The sequence below is a fragment of the Lacinutrix algicola genome (genome assembly GCF_001418085.1).
GTDB lineage: Bacteria > Bacteroidota > Bacteroidia > Flavobacteriales > Flavobacteriaceae > Lacinutrix > Lacinutrix algicola.
This window is the reverse complement of record NZ_LIQH01000016.1, coordinates 1-14,307: the sequence shown is the minus strand read 5'-3', so window position 1 is coordinate 14,307 and position 14,307 is coordinate 1. Positions and strand designations below refer to the sequence as shown.

Annotated in this window: 17 protein-coding genes; 8 read left to right on the top strand and 9 right to left on the bottom strand. The window is 29.8% G+C overall.

Annotation, left to right across the window (positions count from 1 at the left end; translation table 11 throughout):
- Nucleotides 1–26: 26 nt before the first annotated feature.
- From ASC41_RS00245 to ASC41_RS00230, 4 genes are all read right to left on the bottom strand, one after another.
- Nucleotides 27–1,496 carry a hypothetical protein gene (locus ASC41_RS00245; protein WP_055434637.1) on the bottom strand — a complete coding sequence of 490 codons (1,470 nt, stop codon included), beginning with the start codon at nucleotides 1,494–1,496 and terminating at the stop codon, nucleotides 27–29.
- A 170-nt stretch (nucleotides 1,497–1,666) separates the two neighbouring features.
- Nucleotides 1,667–2,245: a hypothetical protein gene (locus tag ASC41_RS00240; protein WP_055434636.1), complete on the bottom strand. Its 579-nt coding sequence runs from the start codon at nucleotides 2,243–2,245 to the stop codon at nucleotides 1,667–1,669.
- A 2-nt stretch (nucleotides 2,246–2,247) separates the two neighbouring features.
- Nucleotides 2,248–2,952 (bottom strand): lipoyl(octanoyl) transferase LipB, encoded by a 705-nt coding sequence (gene lipB / locus ASC41_RS00235; protein ID WP_055434635.1) that lies wholly within the window; start codon nucleotides 2,950–2,952, stop codon nucleotides 2,248–2,250.
- Nucleotides 2,953–3,128: 176 nt separating this feature from the next.
- Entirely contained in the window at nucleotides 3,129–3,287 is a 159-nt protein-coding gene (locus tag ASC41_RS00230; RefSeq protein ID WP_083477105.1) for a YqaE/Pmp3 family membrane protein, read from the bottom strand.
- 120 nt (nucleotides 3,288–3,407) lie between these two features.
- On the opposite strand from ASC41_RS00230, the gene lysS reads away from it, so the two are divergent.
- Nucleotides 3,408–5,102: a lysine--tRNA ligase gene (gene lysS / locus ASC41_RS00225; RefSeq protein ID WP_055434633.1), complete on the top strand. Its 1,695-nt coding sequence runs from the start codon at nucleotides 3,408–3,410 to the stop codon at nucleotides 5,100–5,102.
- Nucleotides 5,103–5,292: 190 nt separating this feature from the next.
- On the opposite strand, the gene ASC41_RS00220 is transcribed toward lysS, so the two are convergent.
- A complete protein-coding gene (locus tag ASC41_RS00220; RefSeq protein WP_055434632.1) occupies nucleotides 5,293–6,939 on the bottom strand; it encodes a dipeptidyl-peptidase 3 family protein in 1,647 nt (548 codons plus the stop codon).
- Nucleotides 6,940–7,187: 248 nt separating this feature from the next.
- On the opposite strand from ASC41_RS00220, the gene ASC41_RS00215 reads away from it, so the two are divergent.
- The 4 genes from ASC41_RS00215 (at nucleotide 7,188) to ASC41_RS00205 (ending at nucleotide 8,974) form a co-directional block, all read left to right on the top strand.
- Complete coding sequence (locus ASC41_RS00215) at nucleotides 7,188–8,225, top strand: alpha/beta hydrolase family protein (protein WP_055434631.1); 1,038 nt, start codon at nucleotides 7,188–7,190, stop codon at nucleotides 8,223–8,225.
- Nucleotides 8,226–8,298: 73 nt separating this feature from the next.
- Nucleotides 8,299–8,532, top strand: a complete 234-nt coding sequence (locus tag ASC41_RS00210; RefSeq protein WP_055434630.1) for a hypothetical protein — start codon at nucleotides 8,299–8,301, stop codon at nucleotides 8,530–8,532.
- A 42-nt stretch (nucleotides 8,533–8,574) separates the two neighbouring features.
- Nucleotides 8,575–8,751: an immunity 22 family protein gene (locus ASC41_RS16560; protein WP_083477104.1), complete on the top strand. Its 177-nt coding sequence runs from the start codon at nucleotides 8,575–8,577 to the stop codon at nucleotides 8,749–8,751.
- Nucleotides 8,714–8,974, top strand: a complete 261-nt coding sequence (locus ASC41_RS00205; protein WP_055434629.1) for a hypothetical protein — start codon at nucleotides 8,714–8,716, stop codon at nucleotides 8,972–8,974. Before ASC41_RS16560 ends, ASC41_RS00205 begins: the two co-directional genes overlap by 38 nt.
- Before the next feature lie 72 nt (nucleotides 8,975–9,046).
- Here ASC41_RS00205 and ASC41_RS00200 read toward each other — a convergent pair whose 3' ends face one another.
- The 4 genes from ASC41_RS00200 to ASC41_RS17225 form a co-directional block, all read right to left on the bottom strand.
- Nucleotides 9,047–9,607: a GDYXXLXY domain-containing protein gene (locus ASC41_RS00200; protein WP_055434628.1), complete on the bottom strand. Its 561-nt coding sequence runs from the start codon at nucleotides 9,605–9,607 to the stop codon at nucleotides 9,047–9,049.
- A gap of 12 nt (nucleotides 9,608–9,619) precedes the next feature.
- Nucleotides 9,620–10,906, bottom strand: a complete 1,287-nt coding sequence (locus tag ASC41_RS00195) for a DUF2157 domain-containing protein (RefSeq protein ID WP_055434627.1) — start codon at nucleotides 10,904–10,906, stop codon at nucleotides 9,620–9,622.
- A 165-nt stretch (nucleotides 10,907–11,071) separates the two neighbouring features.
- Nucleotides 11,072–11,422, bottom strand: coding sequence for an inner membrane protein YiaA (yiaA, locus tag ASC41_RS00190; protein ID WP_420835915.1), 351 nt, complete (start codon nucleotides 11,420–11,422; stop codon nucleotides 11,072–11,074).
- 8 nt (nucleotides 11,423–11,430) lie between these two features.
- Nucleotides 11,431–11,553 carry a hypothetical protein gene (locus ASC41_RS17225; RefSeq protein ID WP_262494946.1) on the bottom strand — a complete coding sequence of 41 codons (123 nt, stop codon included), beginning with the start codon at nucleotides 11,551–11,553 and terminating at the stop codon, nucleotides 11,431–11,433.
- Between the two features lie 153 nt (nucleotides 11,554–11,706).
- Between ASC41_RS17225 and ASC41_RS00185 the strand changes: the two genes are divergently transcribed.
- The 3 genes from ASC41_RS00185 to ASC41_RS00175 all read left to right on the top strand — a co-directional run bounded on the left by ASC41_RS00185 (nucleotide 11,707) and on the right by ASC41_RS00175 (nucleotide 14,260).
- Nucleotides 11,707–13,218: a hypothetical protein gene (locus tag ASC41_RS00185; protein WP_055434625.1), complete on the top strand. Its 1,512-nt coding sequence runs from the start codon at nucleotides 11,707–11,709 to the stop codon at nucleotides 13,216–13,218.
- A 79-nt stretch (nucleotides 13,219–13,297) separates the two neighbouring features.
- On the top strand, nucleotides 13,298–13,789 hold the full coding sequence (locus tag ASC41_RS00180) for a hypothetical protein (protein WP_055434624.1): 492 nt from the start codon (nucleotides 13,298–13,300) through the stop codon (nucleotides 13,787–13,789).
- 117 nt (nucleotides 13,790–13,906) lie between these two features.
- On the top strand, nucleotides 13,907–14,260 hold the full coding sequence (locus ASC41_RS00175; protein ID WP_055434623.1) for a hypothetical protein: 354 nt from the start codon (nucleotides 13,907–13,909) through the stop codon (nucleotides 14,258–14,260).
- Nucleotides 14,261–14,307 lie beyond the last annotated feature (47 nt).

The window sequence follows — 14,307 nt, the reverse complement described above, 5'->3', positions numbered from 1 at the left end:
CTTTTTTATTTATTTCTATATTTTTTTTATCGAATTACTGTATAAAGCGATGCTATATAAACAGATGATCCCGATCCAGAGTTTCTTTCTGTCCATAACTCTATAAAATCTCCTGGAGCTAACTGTACAGTTCCAACAACAGCTACAGCTCCAATATCGTAGCTTCCACCAATCTCCCTAGCTGTTGCGGTGTTAGATACAGGTGTTGCTGTGGCATCTCCACTATTTCCTTTTGCTATATAAAATAATAAAACATCATTATTAGTAACACCTCTAAACGAAATACTTGTTGTTACTGTAAAATATCGTGTTCTTTTACCTTCATAAACCAACCTATTATTACCAACTGCACTAAACCTGAATAAATTATTTGTAGCAGTTGTGCCTACTATTTTTACTGGTGTTCCACTTCCTGGATAAGTAGTAGTATTTCCTGTTCCTGTAGTAAAACTTAAATTATAATCTCCAATGGCATTGTTATCGGTTTCTTGAGGAATTCCTTGGCAATCTACATCCCAAAAATTACTGAAATTATAACCCGAGTATGTATCCGCTGTGTATGGTATTACCCTAGTTCCTGCTCCTGTAAAATTAATTCCTGTTAATGATGCTGAAGTTCCAATAGTTGGATTTGCACTAACATTTAAACCGAATTCACCAGCTCCTACAGCTACTCTTCCATTAGCTATTTGCAAATTTTGAAAAGTTCCAGAAAGTGTTAAAAAAGTTCCACTATTACTTTCTGTCCAAAATACTTTATCAACAAATAAAGAGTTTATTGTAGATATATTAAAACCGTTACTAGTATTTACCACTTGTAATACTTCAAAAAATACAGCGTTAAAATTACTTAATGTACCTAAAGAAGAGGCATCAGTTATTATTACACTGTAACCTAGCATACTTTGTACACCATCACTTGTAATATCAAAAACTTGCTGTCCTCCTCCGCTAATTAAAATATCCTTTATACGTCCACCATTAGCACCGCTAAATAAAGTTGTACCAGAAGAATTTACCAAAACATCTTCTCCTGTATCTCGACCAACAAGGTTAGCTCCATTTAAATCTATACTGTGATCAACAATAATAGCACCGTTTATTTCATATAAATAATCTTCATTCAAAATATACTTAGCACCTAAACCAGTTGCTAGCTCATCTGCTAAATCCGAAATATCTTTTACTAATTTATAATTATCTCTAGTACTTTCTGGCACAGTGGAACCAGTTAAAAGTTTATTCCAAGCACTATCATCCCAATGAAAGAAGGAATTCTCTGTTATGTCGTAAACAAGTAAGCCATCTGCTGGACTTACTATAGCAAGTCTTTCGGTAGTTGTCATTCTGGGAGTTAATAATCCTTGTGTAGTAGATGTAATATCCAATGCAGAAGATGCATCTGGATTTGTGTTACCAATACCTACTTGTGAAATCGCCTTTGTTGTAATAAGGGATACTACAACGAAAGACAGTACTGTCAATCTAATATTCATATTTAATCAATTTAGGGATTACGAAAATAAGTAAAAAAATCGAAAAAACCGTTATAAATACATAAAAAACCGATTAAAAACCTTTTTAATCACTAAAAAGAAGAATAATACTACAATTTAATATTAAAGTAAAGAAAGTAAATTGATAACTAATTAAAAAAAACTTTTAATTAAAGTTTACCAGAGCCCAAAAAGAAATCGCGCAAACTAATAGCCTTACGTTTTATAAAAGCACTAAACGAATAGTTTTCGCTTTTTAAATCTGTAGTAAAATCGATTATTTCTTCACTTTTAAAATAAAAATATAGATTTCTTACTGTTAATGCTAAAATAAAAAGCATGATTAGTAAGTTCCTGTAGAATCTTACATCCGTATCGTAGACAATTTTATTATTAAGTTCAATTCTAAAAGGATCTTCTTGTTCTTTGCCTACTCCTAAATACAATACAAGATCTTGACCAATAGCATTAGGGTTTAGTAATGTCTCCCAATACTTTTTGTAAATATCTGAAATGTAATATTCATGAAGCTCTCTATCGCTAAGATTTAAAATTAATCGTTTACCAATAACACTTCTAAGACCATACTCTCGAGAACGACCATCGTTTTTAGTTTCGATTTTAGCTGAAGAAAGTACATCTGAAACTTTATAAAAACTGCTTGTTTTTAACGAAAAATCTGGAAGTATATAATAACCTACAACAAAAATTAAAGCAGCATTAAGTATGTATAGTTTAAAGTCTCTCAACTTTAATTGCTAGTAAATTCAGCTTCAAAAAGAGTGGTAAAATGTTTTAATAGTTTGCTTTTAACTTCAGCTTCATCAATCGCTTTTTTGCCCAATTCTACATTAAGAGATGTCACCGCTTTTCCTCTAATACCACAAGGTATAATATTATCAAAATACCCTAAGTCTGCATTAACATTTAAAGCAAAACCGTGCATTGTTACCCAACGACTAGCGCGAACTCCTAATGCACAAATTTTTCTAGCGAATGGTGTTCCAACATCAAGCCAAACTCCAGTTTCACCGGGAGAACGTTCTGCTTTTAAACCGTATTCGTCAAGCGTAAGAATTATCATTTCTTCTAAAAAACGAAGATATTTATGAATGTCCGTAAAAAAATTGTCCAAATCTAAAATAGGATAACCCACAATTTGTCCAGGACCATGATATGTAATATCTCCACCTCTATTTATTTTATAGAAAGTTGCTCCTTTTTGGGTCAGTTGCTTTTCATCTAACAATAAATTAGAGATATCTCCACTTTTACCTAAGGTATAAACATGAGGATGCTCGACAAACAAAAAGTAATTATTGGTTTCTAAACCAGCGTCTTCTCTTCTGTTTTTAATTTTAGTCTCTAAAACACCTTTAAACAATTCTTCTTGGTAATCCCAAGTGTCTTTAAAATCTTTAGAACCTAAATCTTGAAGTGCAATTTTTTTATTCATAGACTACAAAATTACAATAAATTAAGAATAAAACAGCCTTTTACAATAATCTAAGCCAAGTTCTGTTCAAGATTAACTAGACTTCATTTAATGTAATATCTTCAATATTAAACTAAACATTACTCTTAATTAGTAACCGTTTGAAATGTGTATATATAATAAGGACAAGCTTTATTTTATTTTTTAGGATTATTTAATATTACTAAAGCTGCAATAACGCCCGGAACCCATCCGCAAAGCCATAATAAAAAAGTAATTAGTATTGAGCCACAACCTCTATCTAAGACTGCTAAAGGTGGACAAATAATTGATAGGATAACTCTCCAGATACTCATAATTTGATTTGATTTTAAACTGAACAACGCTCAGTGATGATTGATGATTTAATTATAGGACGCAAACTATTGCGATTTGTTACAAAGCATTATCTTTGCAAGCTTAAACAAAATTATATTATGTCACAATTATCAGAGCAAGAGCTCGTACGTAGAGAAAAGCTAGCAAAGCTTCGTGAAATGGGTATTAACCCATATCCAGCCGATTTATTTCCAGTTTCTGAAACATCAAAAAAGATAAAACAGGAATTTAAGGAAGGTAAACAGGTGGTTATTGCTGGACGTTTAATGTCTCGTCGTATTCAAGGTAATGCTAGTTTTGCAGAGTTACAAGACAGCGAAGGCAGAATACAAGTCTATTTTAATAGAGACGAAATTTGCACAGGAGAAGATAAAAGTAAATATAACAATGTCTATAAAAAATTATTAGACATTGGTGATTTTATTGGTATTGAAGGTGAATTATTTACAACTAAGGTTGGAGAAAAAACGGTATTAGTTAAAAACTTTACTTTATTAAGTAAATCTTTAAAACCTTTACCATTACCAAAAATTGATGCCGAAGGAAAAGCACACGATGCCTTTGTAGATCCAGAAATGAGATACAGACAACGTTATGCAGATTTAGCTGTAAACCCACATGTAAAAGAAGTATTTGTAAAGCGTACAAAGTTATTTAACGCCATGCGTAATTTCTTTAACGACGCTGGTTACTTTGAAGTAGAAACTCCAATATTACAACCTATTCCTGGAGGAGCTGCTGCACGTCCTTTTATGACGCATCATAATAGTTTAGACATTCCATTATACATGAGAATTGCTAACGAACTTTACCTAAAACGTTTAATAGTAGGTGGTTTTGATGGTGTTTATGAGTTTTCTAAAAACTTTAGAAACGAAGGAATGGACAGAACCCATAATCCTGAATTTACAGCAATGGAAATTTATGTGTCTTATAAAGATTACAACTGGATGATGGATTTCTGTGAGAAACTTTTAGAACATTGTGCAATTGCTGTAAATGGAACTAGCGAAGCTACTTTTGGAGAACACAAAGTAAACTTTAAAGCGCCTTACAAACGTATTACAATGGCAGATTCTATAAAAGAATTTACCGGTTTTGATATTAATAGTAAAACGGAATCTGAAATTTTTGATGCTGCTAAAGGCATGGGAATAGATGTGGATGCTACTATGGGTAAAGGAAAATTAATAGATGAAATTTTTGGTGAGAAATGTGAAGGTAACTACATCCAACCAACATTTATTACAGACTACCCAAAAGAGATGAGTCCGTTATGTAAAGAACATAGAGATAATCCAGAACTAACAGAGCGTTTTGAGCTTATGGTTTGTGGTAAAGAAATAGCAAATGCTTATTCTGAACTTAACGATCCAATAGACCAACGCGAACGTTTTGAGCACCAATTAAAACTGGCTCAAAAAGGTGATGATGAAGCAACTGAATTTATAGATGAAGACTTTTTACGTGCTTTAGAATATGGTATGCCTCCAACCTCTGGAATGGGAATTGGAATGGATAGATTAATTATGTTTTTAACAAACAATCAATCTATACAAGAAGTTTTATTCTTCCCTCAAATGAGACCTGAGAAAAAAGCAGTTCCTATGAATGAAGAGGAAAAAGCAGTTTTCGAAATCTTAAAGAAAAATTCACCTATAGATTTAAACGACTTAAAAAGCCAATCTGGTTTAAGTAATAAAAAATGGGATAAAACCGTAAAAGGATTAACTAAACTTGGTGTTGCTAAAGTTAGCAAAACCGATGATGGCTTATTTGTTGAGATGGTTTAATAACATTTTTCATTACGAGCGATAGCGAATAATCTCAATAAATTAAAAAGGAACTACAGAAATGTAGTTCCTTTTTTTATTTTTATTAAATGGTATTAAACACTCTTTACTTTATTACACTCTATTTAAAACATAAAAAAGGCTTCAAATTTTATTTGAAGCCTTTTAATTAAATATTCTTTTTATAATATTATTCTAAGCCTAAAGCCTCTACTCCTTGTTCGAAAACAACATCTACAGGAATACTTGCAGCACTTAAGCGGTTTAAATCTTTTTGTAACTGCTCAGGAATACTACCGTAGTTATCTACAAATTTAGCAACACCTTCATAATCACCATCACCTTGGTAGGTTAATATAACTTGAGATAACATTTCCATAGCACTTTCCATTTTCTGAAAATTAACTTTATAAGTTCCATCTTCATTTCTTGTAAAAGCACCCATTTGTTGGAAGAAGTTAAAACGAATCATGTTTGCTTTTCCGTGCGCACTAGATGCACCAAAACGTACAGATCTAAAAATACCAGCCATAAAAGTGACCATATTATCTTTTAAATCTTCTTTTAACTCTCCTTTTTTGTGCAATTGCTGCACCATGTATAATCCTAAAATATCAGCTTTACCTTCTTCAAGTGCACTTGCATGTTCTTTAAGAGATGTTCTAACTGTTCCGTTTCCATTAATAGTATTTTTAATTCCTAAACCATGAGCCACTTCATGAAACATTGTATTTGCAAAAAAAGCATCGAAAGTAATGTGTTTACGTTGGCTTTCTTCAATTAAAACATTAGAAATAGGCATTAAAATTTTATCGAACTTAGCACGCATTGCATTTTTAAGCTGTAGACGTCTTGTTCCTTTTTTTAGCTGAACTTCCTCGTCGTTTGGTAAGTTAATGGCAATTGTTTTACTTCCAGAATTACAATCTCCTGCATAAAACACAACATCGTATGCATTTAAATCGCTATCAGTACCTGGCTTTTCCTTTTTATACTTTGCGTCTACAGGCAATCCTTTTTGAAGCTCTGGTAAAAAACTACTAAACTTAGCAAGTTTTGCACTCCACTCTTGATCTTTAATTAACACGTAACCTTCATGCGCAGCTTTATTTCCAAAAAGCTGATCTTCGTAAGTTTCAATTGGTCCAATAACAATATCTAATGTATTATTTTTCATATCCATCCAAGCGAAATCACTTTTTTGGTAATCGTCATTTAATACAGCAGCGGCTCTTAATTCTAAATAGTTTTTTAAACCTTTATCTTCTGCTAACTCTGAAGCTTTTAATAATAAACGAGACACTTCATTCACTTCGGCTTCAAATTGCTTGTGGTAAGGTATTGTGTACAAATTACCTTCTCCATCTCGTCTTACAAAATTATAAATGCTTGTTTTGTTTTCCATAGAGGCCTTTTCAAACTCCTCTTTTGTCATATCTGCAGGATAAAAATTTGCTCCTTTTGGTTTAGCAGCAATACCTTCTACAAATGGTTTGTTATTATTTAATCTATCCCAAGGACCATAATTTATTTTAACATAGTCCTTAGTAGCCTTATCTGTAATACCATCTAATAAAGCATCACAATCTCCATAAGATTCATACCAAAACAAATCGTTCATTTTATTTGCTGCACTAATTAAAATAGGCAGCATTTGCTTTTCCTTTTCGGTTAATACACTTAAATCTGCAGTAAGTTTTACACTTACGTATTTATCAAGATTGGTTTGCATTTCGGTTTTAGGTGTTTCAATTTCTGTTTTCGCTTCCGTTTGTTTCTGCTCTTCTTTGCAAGAAAATATAGAAGCGAATGCTAATATGTATATTACTTTTTTCATGTGATTAATTAAATTAATTCTGGATTAATGTAAAGTTAGGAAATTTTAAATATCTTACTACTTAACACTACAAAAAGTTGATATATCTACCTTAAAAACAAATATAAATCAGCAGCTTTAAAAGCTGGGTTATAACACCTATTTGGGTTGTAAAACTGACTGTAAATGATTAAGTTTGGTTTATATGAACGTTCTGGCTAATGCAACATTCGAAAATTTAATCAGTCTTTACAGGAAATAAGAAATCTATGAAATTAATTCTTTCAGTAATAATATCTTTAGTTTTTGCTTGTAAAAGTTTTGGTCAAAAAAAATATTTTGAAAATAAATTTGAACATTATTCAATAGTAAAAGATAATGACACAATAAAATTTCACACATACTCAAATGGAGATGTGACACAAAAAAAAGGTGTTCTTTTATATATTCAAGGTTCAGGGAGTGACCCTTTTTATAAATTAATTAGACATATTGATACCATTAAAACTTCAAAAAATGAAGAACCAAAAATTAAAAAATATCTAGAGGTTCATAAAACCTTACCTTTTAATTTAACAGAATTTTCTAAAGACTATTTGTTAGTTGCTATTTCTAAAAAAAATATACCTTTTGAAATTTTTGGAAATGATTTTGAAATCCCTAAATCATTTTATGAAAATGATAACTTAAATTATAGAGTATGGCAAGCTAATGAAGTTGTAAATTATCTTTCAGATAATATTTTAAAAAAGCAAAACAAAATTATCCTTTTAGGTCATTCAGAAGGCTCCGAAGTAGTTGCGAAACTTGGAACAATTAATAATAAAATTTCGAATATTGGTTATTTTTCAGGTGGAGGAAATGCACAATATTATGATTTTATACTCGATATTAGAAAATCTGTTCAAAGAGGAGAAACAACAGAAGAAGAATCAATTTTATTGATTGAAAAGATTATTAATGAAGTTAAAGACATATATGAACATCCTAATAGTTTAACTAAAAAATGGTTAGGTCACTCTTATAGAAAATGGAGTTCATCAGTAGAACCATCTATAGATAATTTGTTAAAAATTAATATCCCAATATATGTTGCACACGGAGCAAAAGACAAAGCTGTTCCAATAGAGTCAGCATATTTAATACCAATTGAGTTTATTAGGAATAAAAAAAGTAACTTGACTTTTAAAGTATATCCTAAATTAGACCATTCGTTTTCTATAATACCGCAATCTGAAAATGAAGAATATATAGAGAAATGGGATGTTGTAGTTCAAGATTTTTTAAATTGGTGCGAAATGAATTAAAAAAATGATTTGCTTAACTACATAATAAACCAAAAATTAAAATTAGTTTTATTTATCACTATATAACAACACAATGATTATAGACCAAGAACAAAAATTTAAAGAAGTACTTTCTAAAATAGAAGGAAAAATTAATGAACGAAGTTTTTTTAATAAATTCTTGGAAGTATATCCTGAAGTTTGGAAAAAACATAAAATTACGTTTTCGAAATTTAATAGAAGTAAACAATTTGGACAAACAATTCCTTTGCCAAAACCTGAAGTTTCTCTACGCAAAGAAATTAGGGTTTGGCTACAAAAACAATAAAATCAGCATTAAAGGAAACCATTAGCAAACATTTAAAGAACGATGCCTAAAAAAGTAATATGCGTTTGGATTGGAACCTTTGAATCTGAAAATGAACTATATAAAAACTACCTGAATTTTGATTATGAAAACGATGATGATTCTAAATCTAAATTCGGAAAAGATGCTGAGTTAGAATATTATGAAGAGGATTTTATGGAAAGCTGGTGGTTTAAATAAACTCATTGAATATAAAGAACACATACTCGATTCTGAATATTTCTTCGAAGAACTTATTGTTGAATTAAAGAATTTTAATTTAACAAATAGAAATTCAATTACGTTTTTATTTGGAGAAAACGGAGAACATGCAACCAATGACATGCTATTTGACTATAATGGAATGAAATCTAAAGATAAACCAATTGCATTTGTTTTCCGAAAAGAATACGAATTAGAATAAAAACGATTTGCTAATATTAACTAATTAACCAAACACACTTAATCTTCTTTTTACTTTACAATTTAGATAGTATTACTTCTCCTCCACATAATCTGCAATAGAAATTTCATTAATTATAACATCTTTTAAAACGGCTTCACCATCTTTTACATAAACTAAAGCATAAGTGTTATTTGGTAAGGTATCGCGTTGTGCAATTCTAAAAGCATCTTCGGCAGGTTTAGCTTTATTTTCTTCCATATAAAAACGATTGAAAGGTAAATTAAAAGTCACATTACTATCGTATTTATTGTACCAGTTTACTTGAGTTTTTACATAGTCTTTTGCGTTTACTAAAGGTGCTTTACTTACCTCTGTTAATTTAGCAAAACCTAAACTATCTTCTTCAAAGTATACATAAATGTCTTGTTTTCTTTCCCAAGTAGAATCTACAGAAACAGCAGCGTTTATATCGTATCTCAAAGTTATATATTTACCTCTGTAAGGATCGCTGGGATCTACAGGTTGAGTTCTAAACTTATATGCTTTTCCGTTATTTAAAACAGCTTCTTGTCCAAAAATCATTTGCATTGGAACAAATAGCTGTGCTATTACAACAAGTATAAATAGTGTGAATATGTATTTTAATTTCATCTTCTTAATGTGTTATTTTAATATTTTAGTTTCTTTAGACTTCTGCTTTTTTAGCATTATATAATTGGTTGTAAAAAAACCAATCCCTACAATTACAAATAGCAAACCTCTAATAACAAAACTCATGTTAGTATCGAAAAAACGACAAAATATTAAAGCGGTAATAATTACTAGTCCGTAATTTAAAACACCAAAATGCATTTTATCTACTCCTATTTTTATTGCATTTATACCTAAAACTAATAACAATATATTGGTAATTATTGTAGGAGAAATGTCGTTTTGTAAGCCTATAAAAAACAAAATCGTCATTATTATAAATATGTAATGGAAAAGGTTAAATTTTTCTGCTTGTTTTTTCAGAAATAAATAAATTAAAACACCAAAAGCAACTACAAATAATACAATAACCAAGGTTATTTCTTTTCCTGAGAAAGAAGAGATACGAAATACATCTTCCCAAACCCAACGAAAACTTGCTATCAATAATAAAACAACGGTTCCAAAAGAGCCTAGAACTAAATATCCCTTTTGTCTTAATTTTAAATTATTGAACACTGGGAGTTTTCCTAAATTATAAAACAAACCGAATAGAATAATATAAGACAAGAAAATAAGCTCATCGAATTTTGTTATAAATGCACCTAAAGTAATAATAAGACTTATTGGTAATAACCAATTAAAAATTGATGTAATATTTGCTTTAGGCTTACTTTTAATTAGAGTTATATAATACGGAAGTAGTAATAAAAGTAATACTAAAAATAACCAAGGCGCTTTACTTCCATTAGCATAACCATAATTACACGCATAAACAGTTGCGTAAACAAGATGTAATAATGCAAGTGCATGAGATTTTAAAAGGTAGATTAATGGTGTACAAAGTAAAATCCAAACCAACATATAATTAGTAAAACTTCCTGGAATATTATAAATCTGACTTACCATTGCAATAGAAGCACCAACTGCAAAAAACAGAAATACTCCAGAAGCTTCATTCCATGTTTGGCTTTTTTTCTTTAAAATTGAAAAACCAACCAATACCTGTCCTATTATTAACGGCGCAAAAGCAAAGAGTGTTTTAATTGTCTTAGAGAAATTATCCCAATTATGTGCTAGTATTAAAATAAGACCAAGACCTACTAAAATAGAGCCTAATACTCCAAAAACGGTAAATAACCTATTTGGTGTATCGCTTGCTTTAGATTGGTAATAACGCTCAATTTTAAAAGCAACATCTTGAGATATTACATCGTTTTCTACCAACTCTGGCAATTCTTTTATAAGTTTAGAATTCATTCGTGTTTCTTTTAATATTTTATCAATTTAATCTTTTTTTTAAGCTTAAGGATAAAACAAGAGGCATTACTAATTTATTTGTTTCCCTATGTTGTTGTAAATTTAAAATGGCGTAACTTATAGTCACGCCATTTAAGGTTAACTAACCTTCATCAAAACAAAATTCTATATATCTTCTGTTTCATTATTATCTATAAAGGCAATGTCCCTAGTGTTTTTTTGCACTGCAATTCCGGCAAATAAACTTAAAGTAAAAGACATCCCATAAAATCCTTTTTCGCTTAGCTCTAAATCTGCATTCCATAAACCAACAACCAATAATACTATTGCTGCTATACTTGCAAACCAACTTATACCATAATACATTTCTGTTACTTGAATATTTTCCATTTTATCTCTTACTGCTTTTTGTACTGATATAACAGAGAACAAACCAAATAGTATAATGGTGAAATAATAGCCTTTTTCATTTAATGCCATAGCTGCATTCCATAGACCAATACAATAAGCAGCGATACCAATTATTAATGCTGTCCACGAAGCTCCAACAAATGCTGCTGTGGGCTTTTGGTCAAAAATTTGATCTTCTTTTTTATTTTTTTTCTTTTTCCTGTTTCTTTTAAAGAATCTGTTGTTTGATAATCCATAATTATTTTTGTTTTAATGATTATGAGGCAAATATGCGACCGAATAAAAGTTTAACGAAAACTACATTTTAAACAAACCGACGATATATTTTATACTAAATATAAAATTAATACTATATTTATTGAATAATTAGATTTATAACCGACGATTAAATGATAAACCTAAATCAAATAGTAACCACTTTTTCTAAAGAAGAAAAACTCCTTTTCGTTAACCACCTTGAAAAAAGAAACAAAAGAAACGATACTAAAAACATAGCACTTTTTAAATTATTAGCTCAAAACAAATTAGATTCTAAAGGCATTTTTATAAAGTTATATAACGGTAAACAAAAGGATGCTTACCATGCTTTAAGGAAAAGATTGTATCAATCTATTATAGATTTTATTGCAAATACTAGTTTAGAAGAAGAGAATTCTATAGACATGCAGGTTATAAAATACATTTTAGCATCCCGAACATTTTTAATCCGTGAGCAATATAAAGTAGCTTATAATATTTTAGATAAAGCAGAGGCTATAGCCAGCGAACATTTGTTATTTCCTATTTTAAATGAAATATATCACACCAAAATTCAATATGCTTATGCTAATCCAAATGAAGACCTAGATGTATTAATTGAAAAATTTAAGGCAAATCAAAAAAACTATTTTCTAGAAGACCAACTTAATATTGTTTATGCAAAAATTCGACAAATTACATTGCTAGACCAACATAAATTAAATGGTATAGATTTCGAAAAGCTACTTGAAGACATCTTTAAAGAATACAATATTAGCTTAAATGAGTCCATGTCTTTTAAATCTCTTTATCAATTAATTACAATAGTTAGTCTCTCGGTTTTTGTAACAAAAGACTATTTTAAAATTGAGCCTTTTCTTGTAAAAACCTATCAAAAATTACAACACTATAAAAGTAAAGACAAACAACTGTATTACCATATTCAAGTATTGTATTTAGTTGCGAATACATTATTCAGAAATAAAAAATTTAACGCCTCTTTACAGCATTTAGAACTCATGCAAGAGCACATGTTAAAACAGAACAAAAAACACTATTCTACTTTTAAACTAAAGTATAACTTACTATTAGCCTTAAATTTAAATTACTCTAACCAACAAACAGAAGCCATTGCTTTACTAGAAACTCTAATATTAAAAAAACACAAGGATTTAGAAACAGTACTTGATATTAATTTAAGCTTGGCTATGTATTATATACAAGACGAAAACTACAAAAAAGCACACACTCTCTTTAAATCTTTCTACCACACAGATAATTACTACGAAACAAAAGTTGGAAAAGAATGGGTGATTAAAAAGAATTTAATTGAAATAATTCTACACATAGAATTAGAAAATATAGACTTAGTAGACTCTCGATTATTAAGCTTTAAACGCAATTACTCCACTTATTTAAAAAGCATCAATCAAGAACGTGTGATAACCTATTTACAGTTTATTGAAACCTATTACAAAAATCCAAATAGTATAAAAACAGAACAATTTATTAATAAAGTAAAACACGCCTTTGTTTGGGTAGAAGCTAAACGCGAAGATATTTTTGTAATGAGTTATTTTGCATGGCTTAAAAGCAAAATGGAAAATAAACCTTTATATACTGTAACATTAGAGCTGATTGCTAAAGCACAAACTGTTAATTAAAACCCAAATGTTAAATAGACTTTAAACCATTTTATTTTTTTTCTATCTTAAGAGTGTATAACAATTAAACAATATAAAGATGAAAAAAATATTAATAGTAGTATTAGCGTTATTTGCTTTGCAAGTAACAGCTCAAGACAAGAAAGAAGACAGAAAGAACCGAAAAGAGAAAATGGAGCACCATAAAGATATGGACCCAATAGAAATGGCAAAAATTAAGACTAAAAAAATGACGCTTGCTTTAGACCTTTCTCAAGACCAACAAAATAAAGTTGAAAAACTAAATATTAAAAATGCCCAACTTCGAAAAGTTACAATGGAAAAGCGAAAAGCTTTGAAGGATGCCGATAAAAAACCAACTCCAGAAGAGAAACTGAAAAAAGAGAATGATAAGCTAGATCATTTAATTGCTACAAAAAGAGAGATGAAGAAAATCTTAAATGCAGAGCAATATGAAAAATATAGCAAAATGGCAGAAAGAAGGATGATGAAAGGAAAACATGGTAAAATGAAGCATAAAAAAGGAGGAAAAACAAAGGAAAAAAGAGAGCGAAAGGCAGAGAAAGAATAGTTCGATAGAAAACCTTTAAAAGCAAAAAAGTGCCGATAATCTATTCGGCACTTTTTTATTTGCAATAGTTAGAGAAATAGCTTTACTTTGAGATATAAACGAATAACAACTATAACAATGAAAAAATTATTTACATTTTGCTTTTTTGCATTTGCTATGTTAATTGGTACTCAGTCTGCATTAGCTCAAGATACTGCTAAGATTAATGAGTCTGCTTATGCTAAGGCAAAAGAATTACGTTCTCAAATAAAGTTTGATGACGCTGCTTTAGAGAAGGTTTATATGGCATACCAAGCAAACGATAGTAAACTTCAATCTATAGAAAAGCATTTACAAGCTGGAACAGCAGATTATAATAATGCAGTAATTGATGTTAACAAAAAGTTACAATCTAGCATTAAGACTGCTTTAGGTAACGATTTATTTAAAAGATATTTAATAGTAACAGATCAAGAAGAGATTCTTGATTAATTCTATTTTTAAAACATAAAAAAAGGCGATTACTATCTCTAGTAATC

Coding starts and splice junctions, on each gene's coding strand:
- ASC41_RS00245 (WP_055434637.1), bottom strand. CDS start 1,496: ATGAATATTAGATTGACAGTACTGTCTTTCGTTGTAGTATCCCTTATT.
- lipB (WP_055434635.1), bottom strand. CDS start 2,952: ATGAATAAAAAAATTGCACTTCAAGATTTAGGTTCTAAAGATTTTAAA.
- ASC41_RS00230 (WP_083477105.1), bottom strand. CDS start 3,287: ATGAGTATCTGGAGAGTTATCCTATCAATTATTTGTCCACCTTTAGCA.
- lysS (WP_055434633.1), top strand. CDS start 3,408: ATGTCACAATTATCAGAGCAAGAGCTCGTACGTAGAGAAAAGCTAGCA.
- ASC41_RS00220 (WP_055434632.1), bottom strand. CDS start 6,939: ATGAAAAAAGTAATATACATATTAGCATTCGCTTCTATATTTTCTTGC.
- ASC41_RS00215 (WP_055434631.1), top strand. CDS start 7,188: ATGAAATTAATTCTTTCAGTAATAATATCTTTAGTTTTTGCTTGTAAA.
- ASC41_RS00210 (WP_055434630.1), top strand. CDS start 8,299: ATGATTATAGACCAAGAACAAAAATTTAAAGAAGTACTTTCTAAAATA.
- ASC41_RS16560 (WP_083477104.1), top strand. CDS start 8,575: ATGCCTAAAAAAGTAATATGCGTTTGGATTGGAACCTTTGAATCTGAA.
- ASC41_RS00205 (WP_055434629.1), top strand. CDS start 8,714: ATGAAGAGGATTTTATGGAAAGCTGGTGGTTTAAATAAACTCATTGAA.
- ASC41_RS00200 (WP_055434628.1), bottom strand. CDS start 9,607: ATGAAATTAAAATACATATTCACACTATTTATACTTGTTGTAATAGCA.
- ASC41_RS00195 (WP_055434627.1), bottom strand. CDS start 10,906: ATGAATTCTAAACTTATAAAAGAATTGCCAGAGTTGGTAGAAAACGAT.
- ASC41_RS17225 (WP_262494946.1), bottom strand. CDS start 11,553: ATGGATTATCAAACAACAGATTCTTTAAAAGAAACAGGAAAAAGAAAA.
- ASC41_RS00185 (WP_055434625.1), top strand. CDS start 11,707: ATGATAAACCTAAATCAAATAGTAACCACTTTTTCTAAAGAAGAAAAA.
- ASC41_RS00180 (WP_055434624.1), top strand. CDS start 13,298: ATGAAAAAAATATTAATAGTAGTATTAGCGTTATTTGCTTTGCAAGTA.
- ASC41_RS00175 (WP_055434623.1), top strand. CDS start 13,907: ATGAAAAAATTATTTACATTTTGCTTTTTTGCATTTGCTATGTTAATT.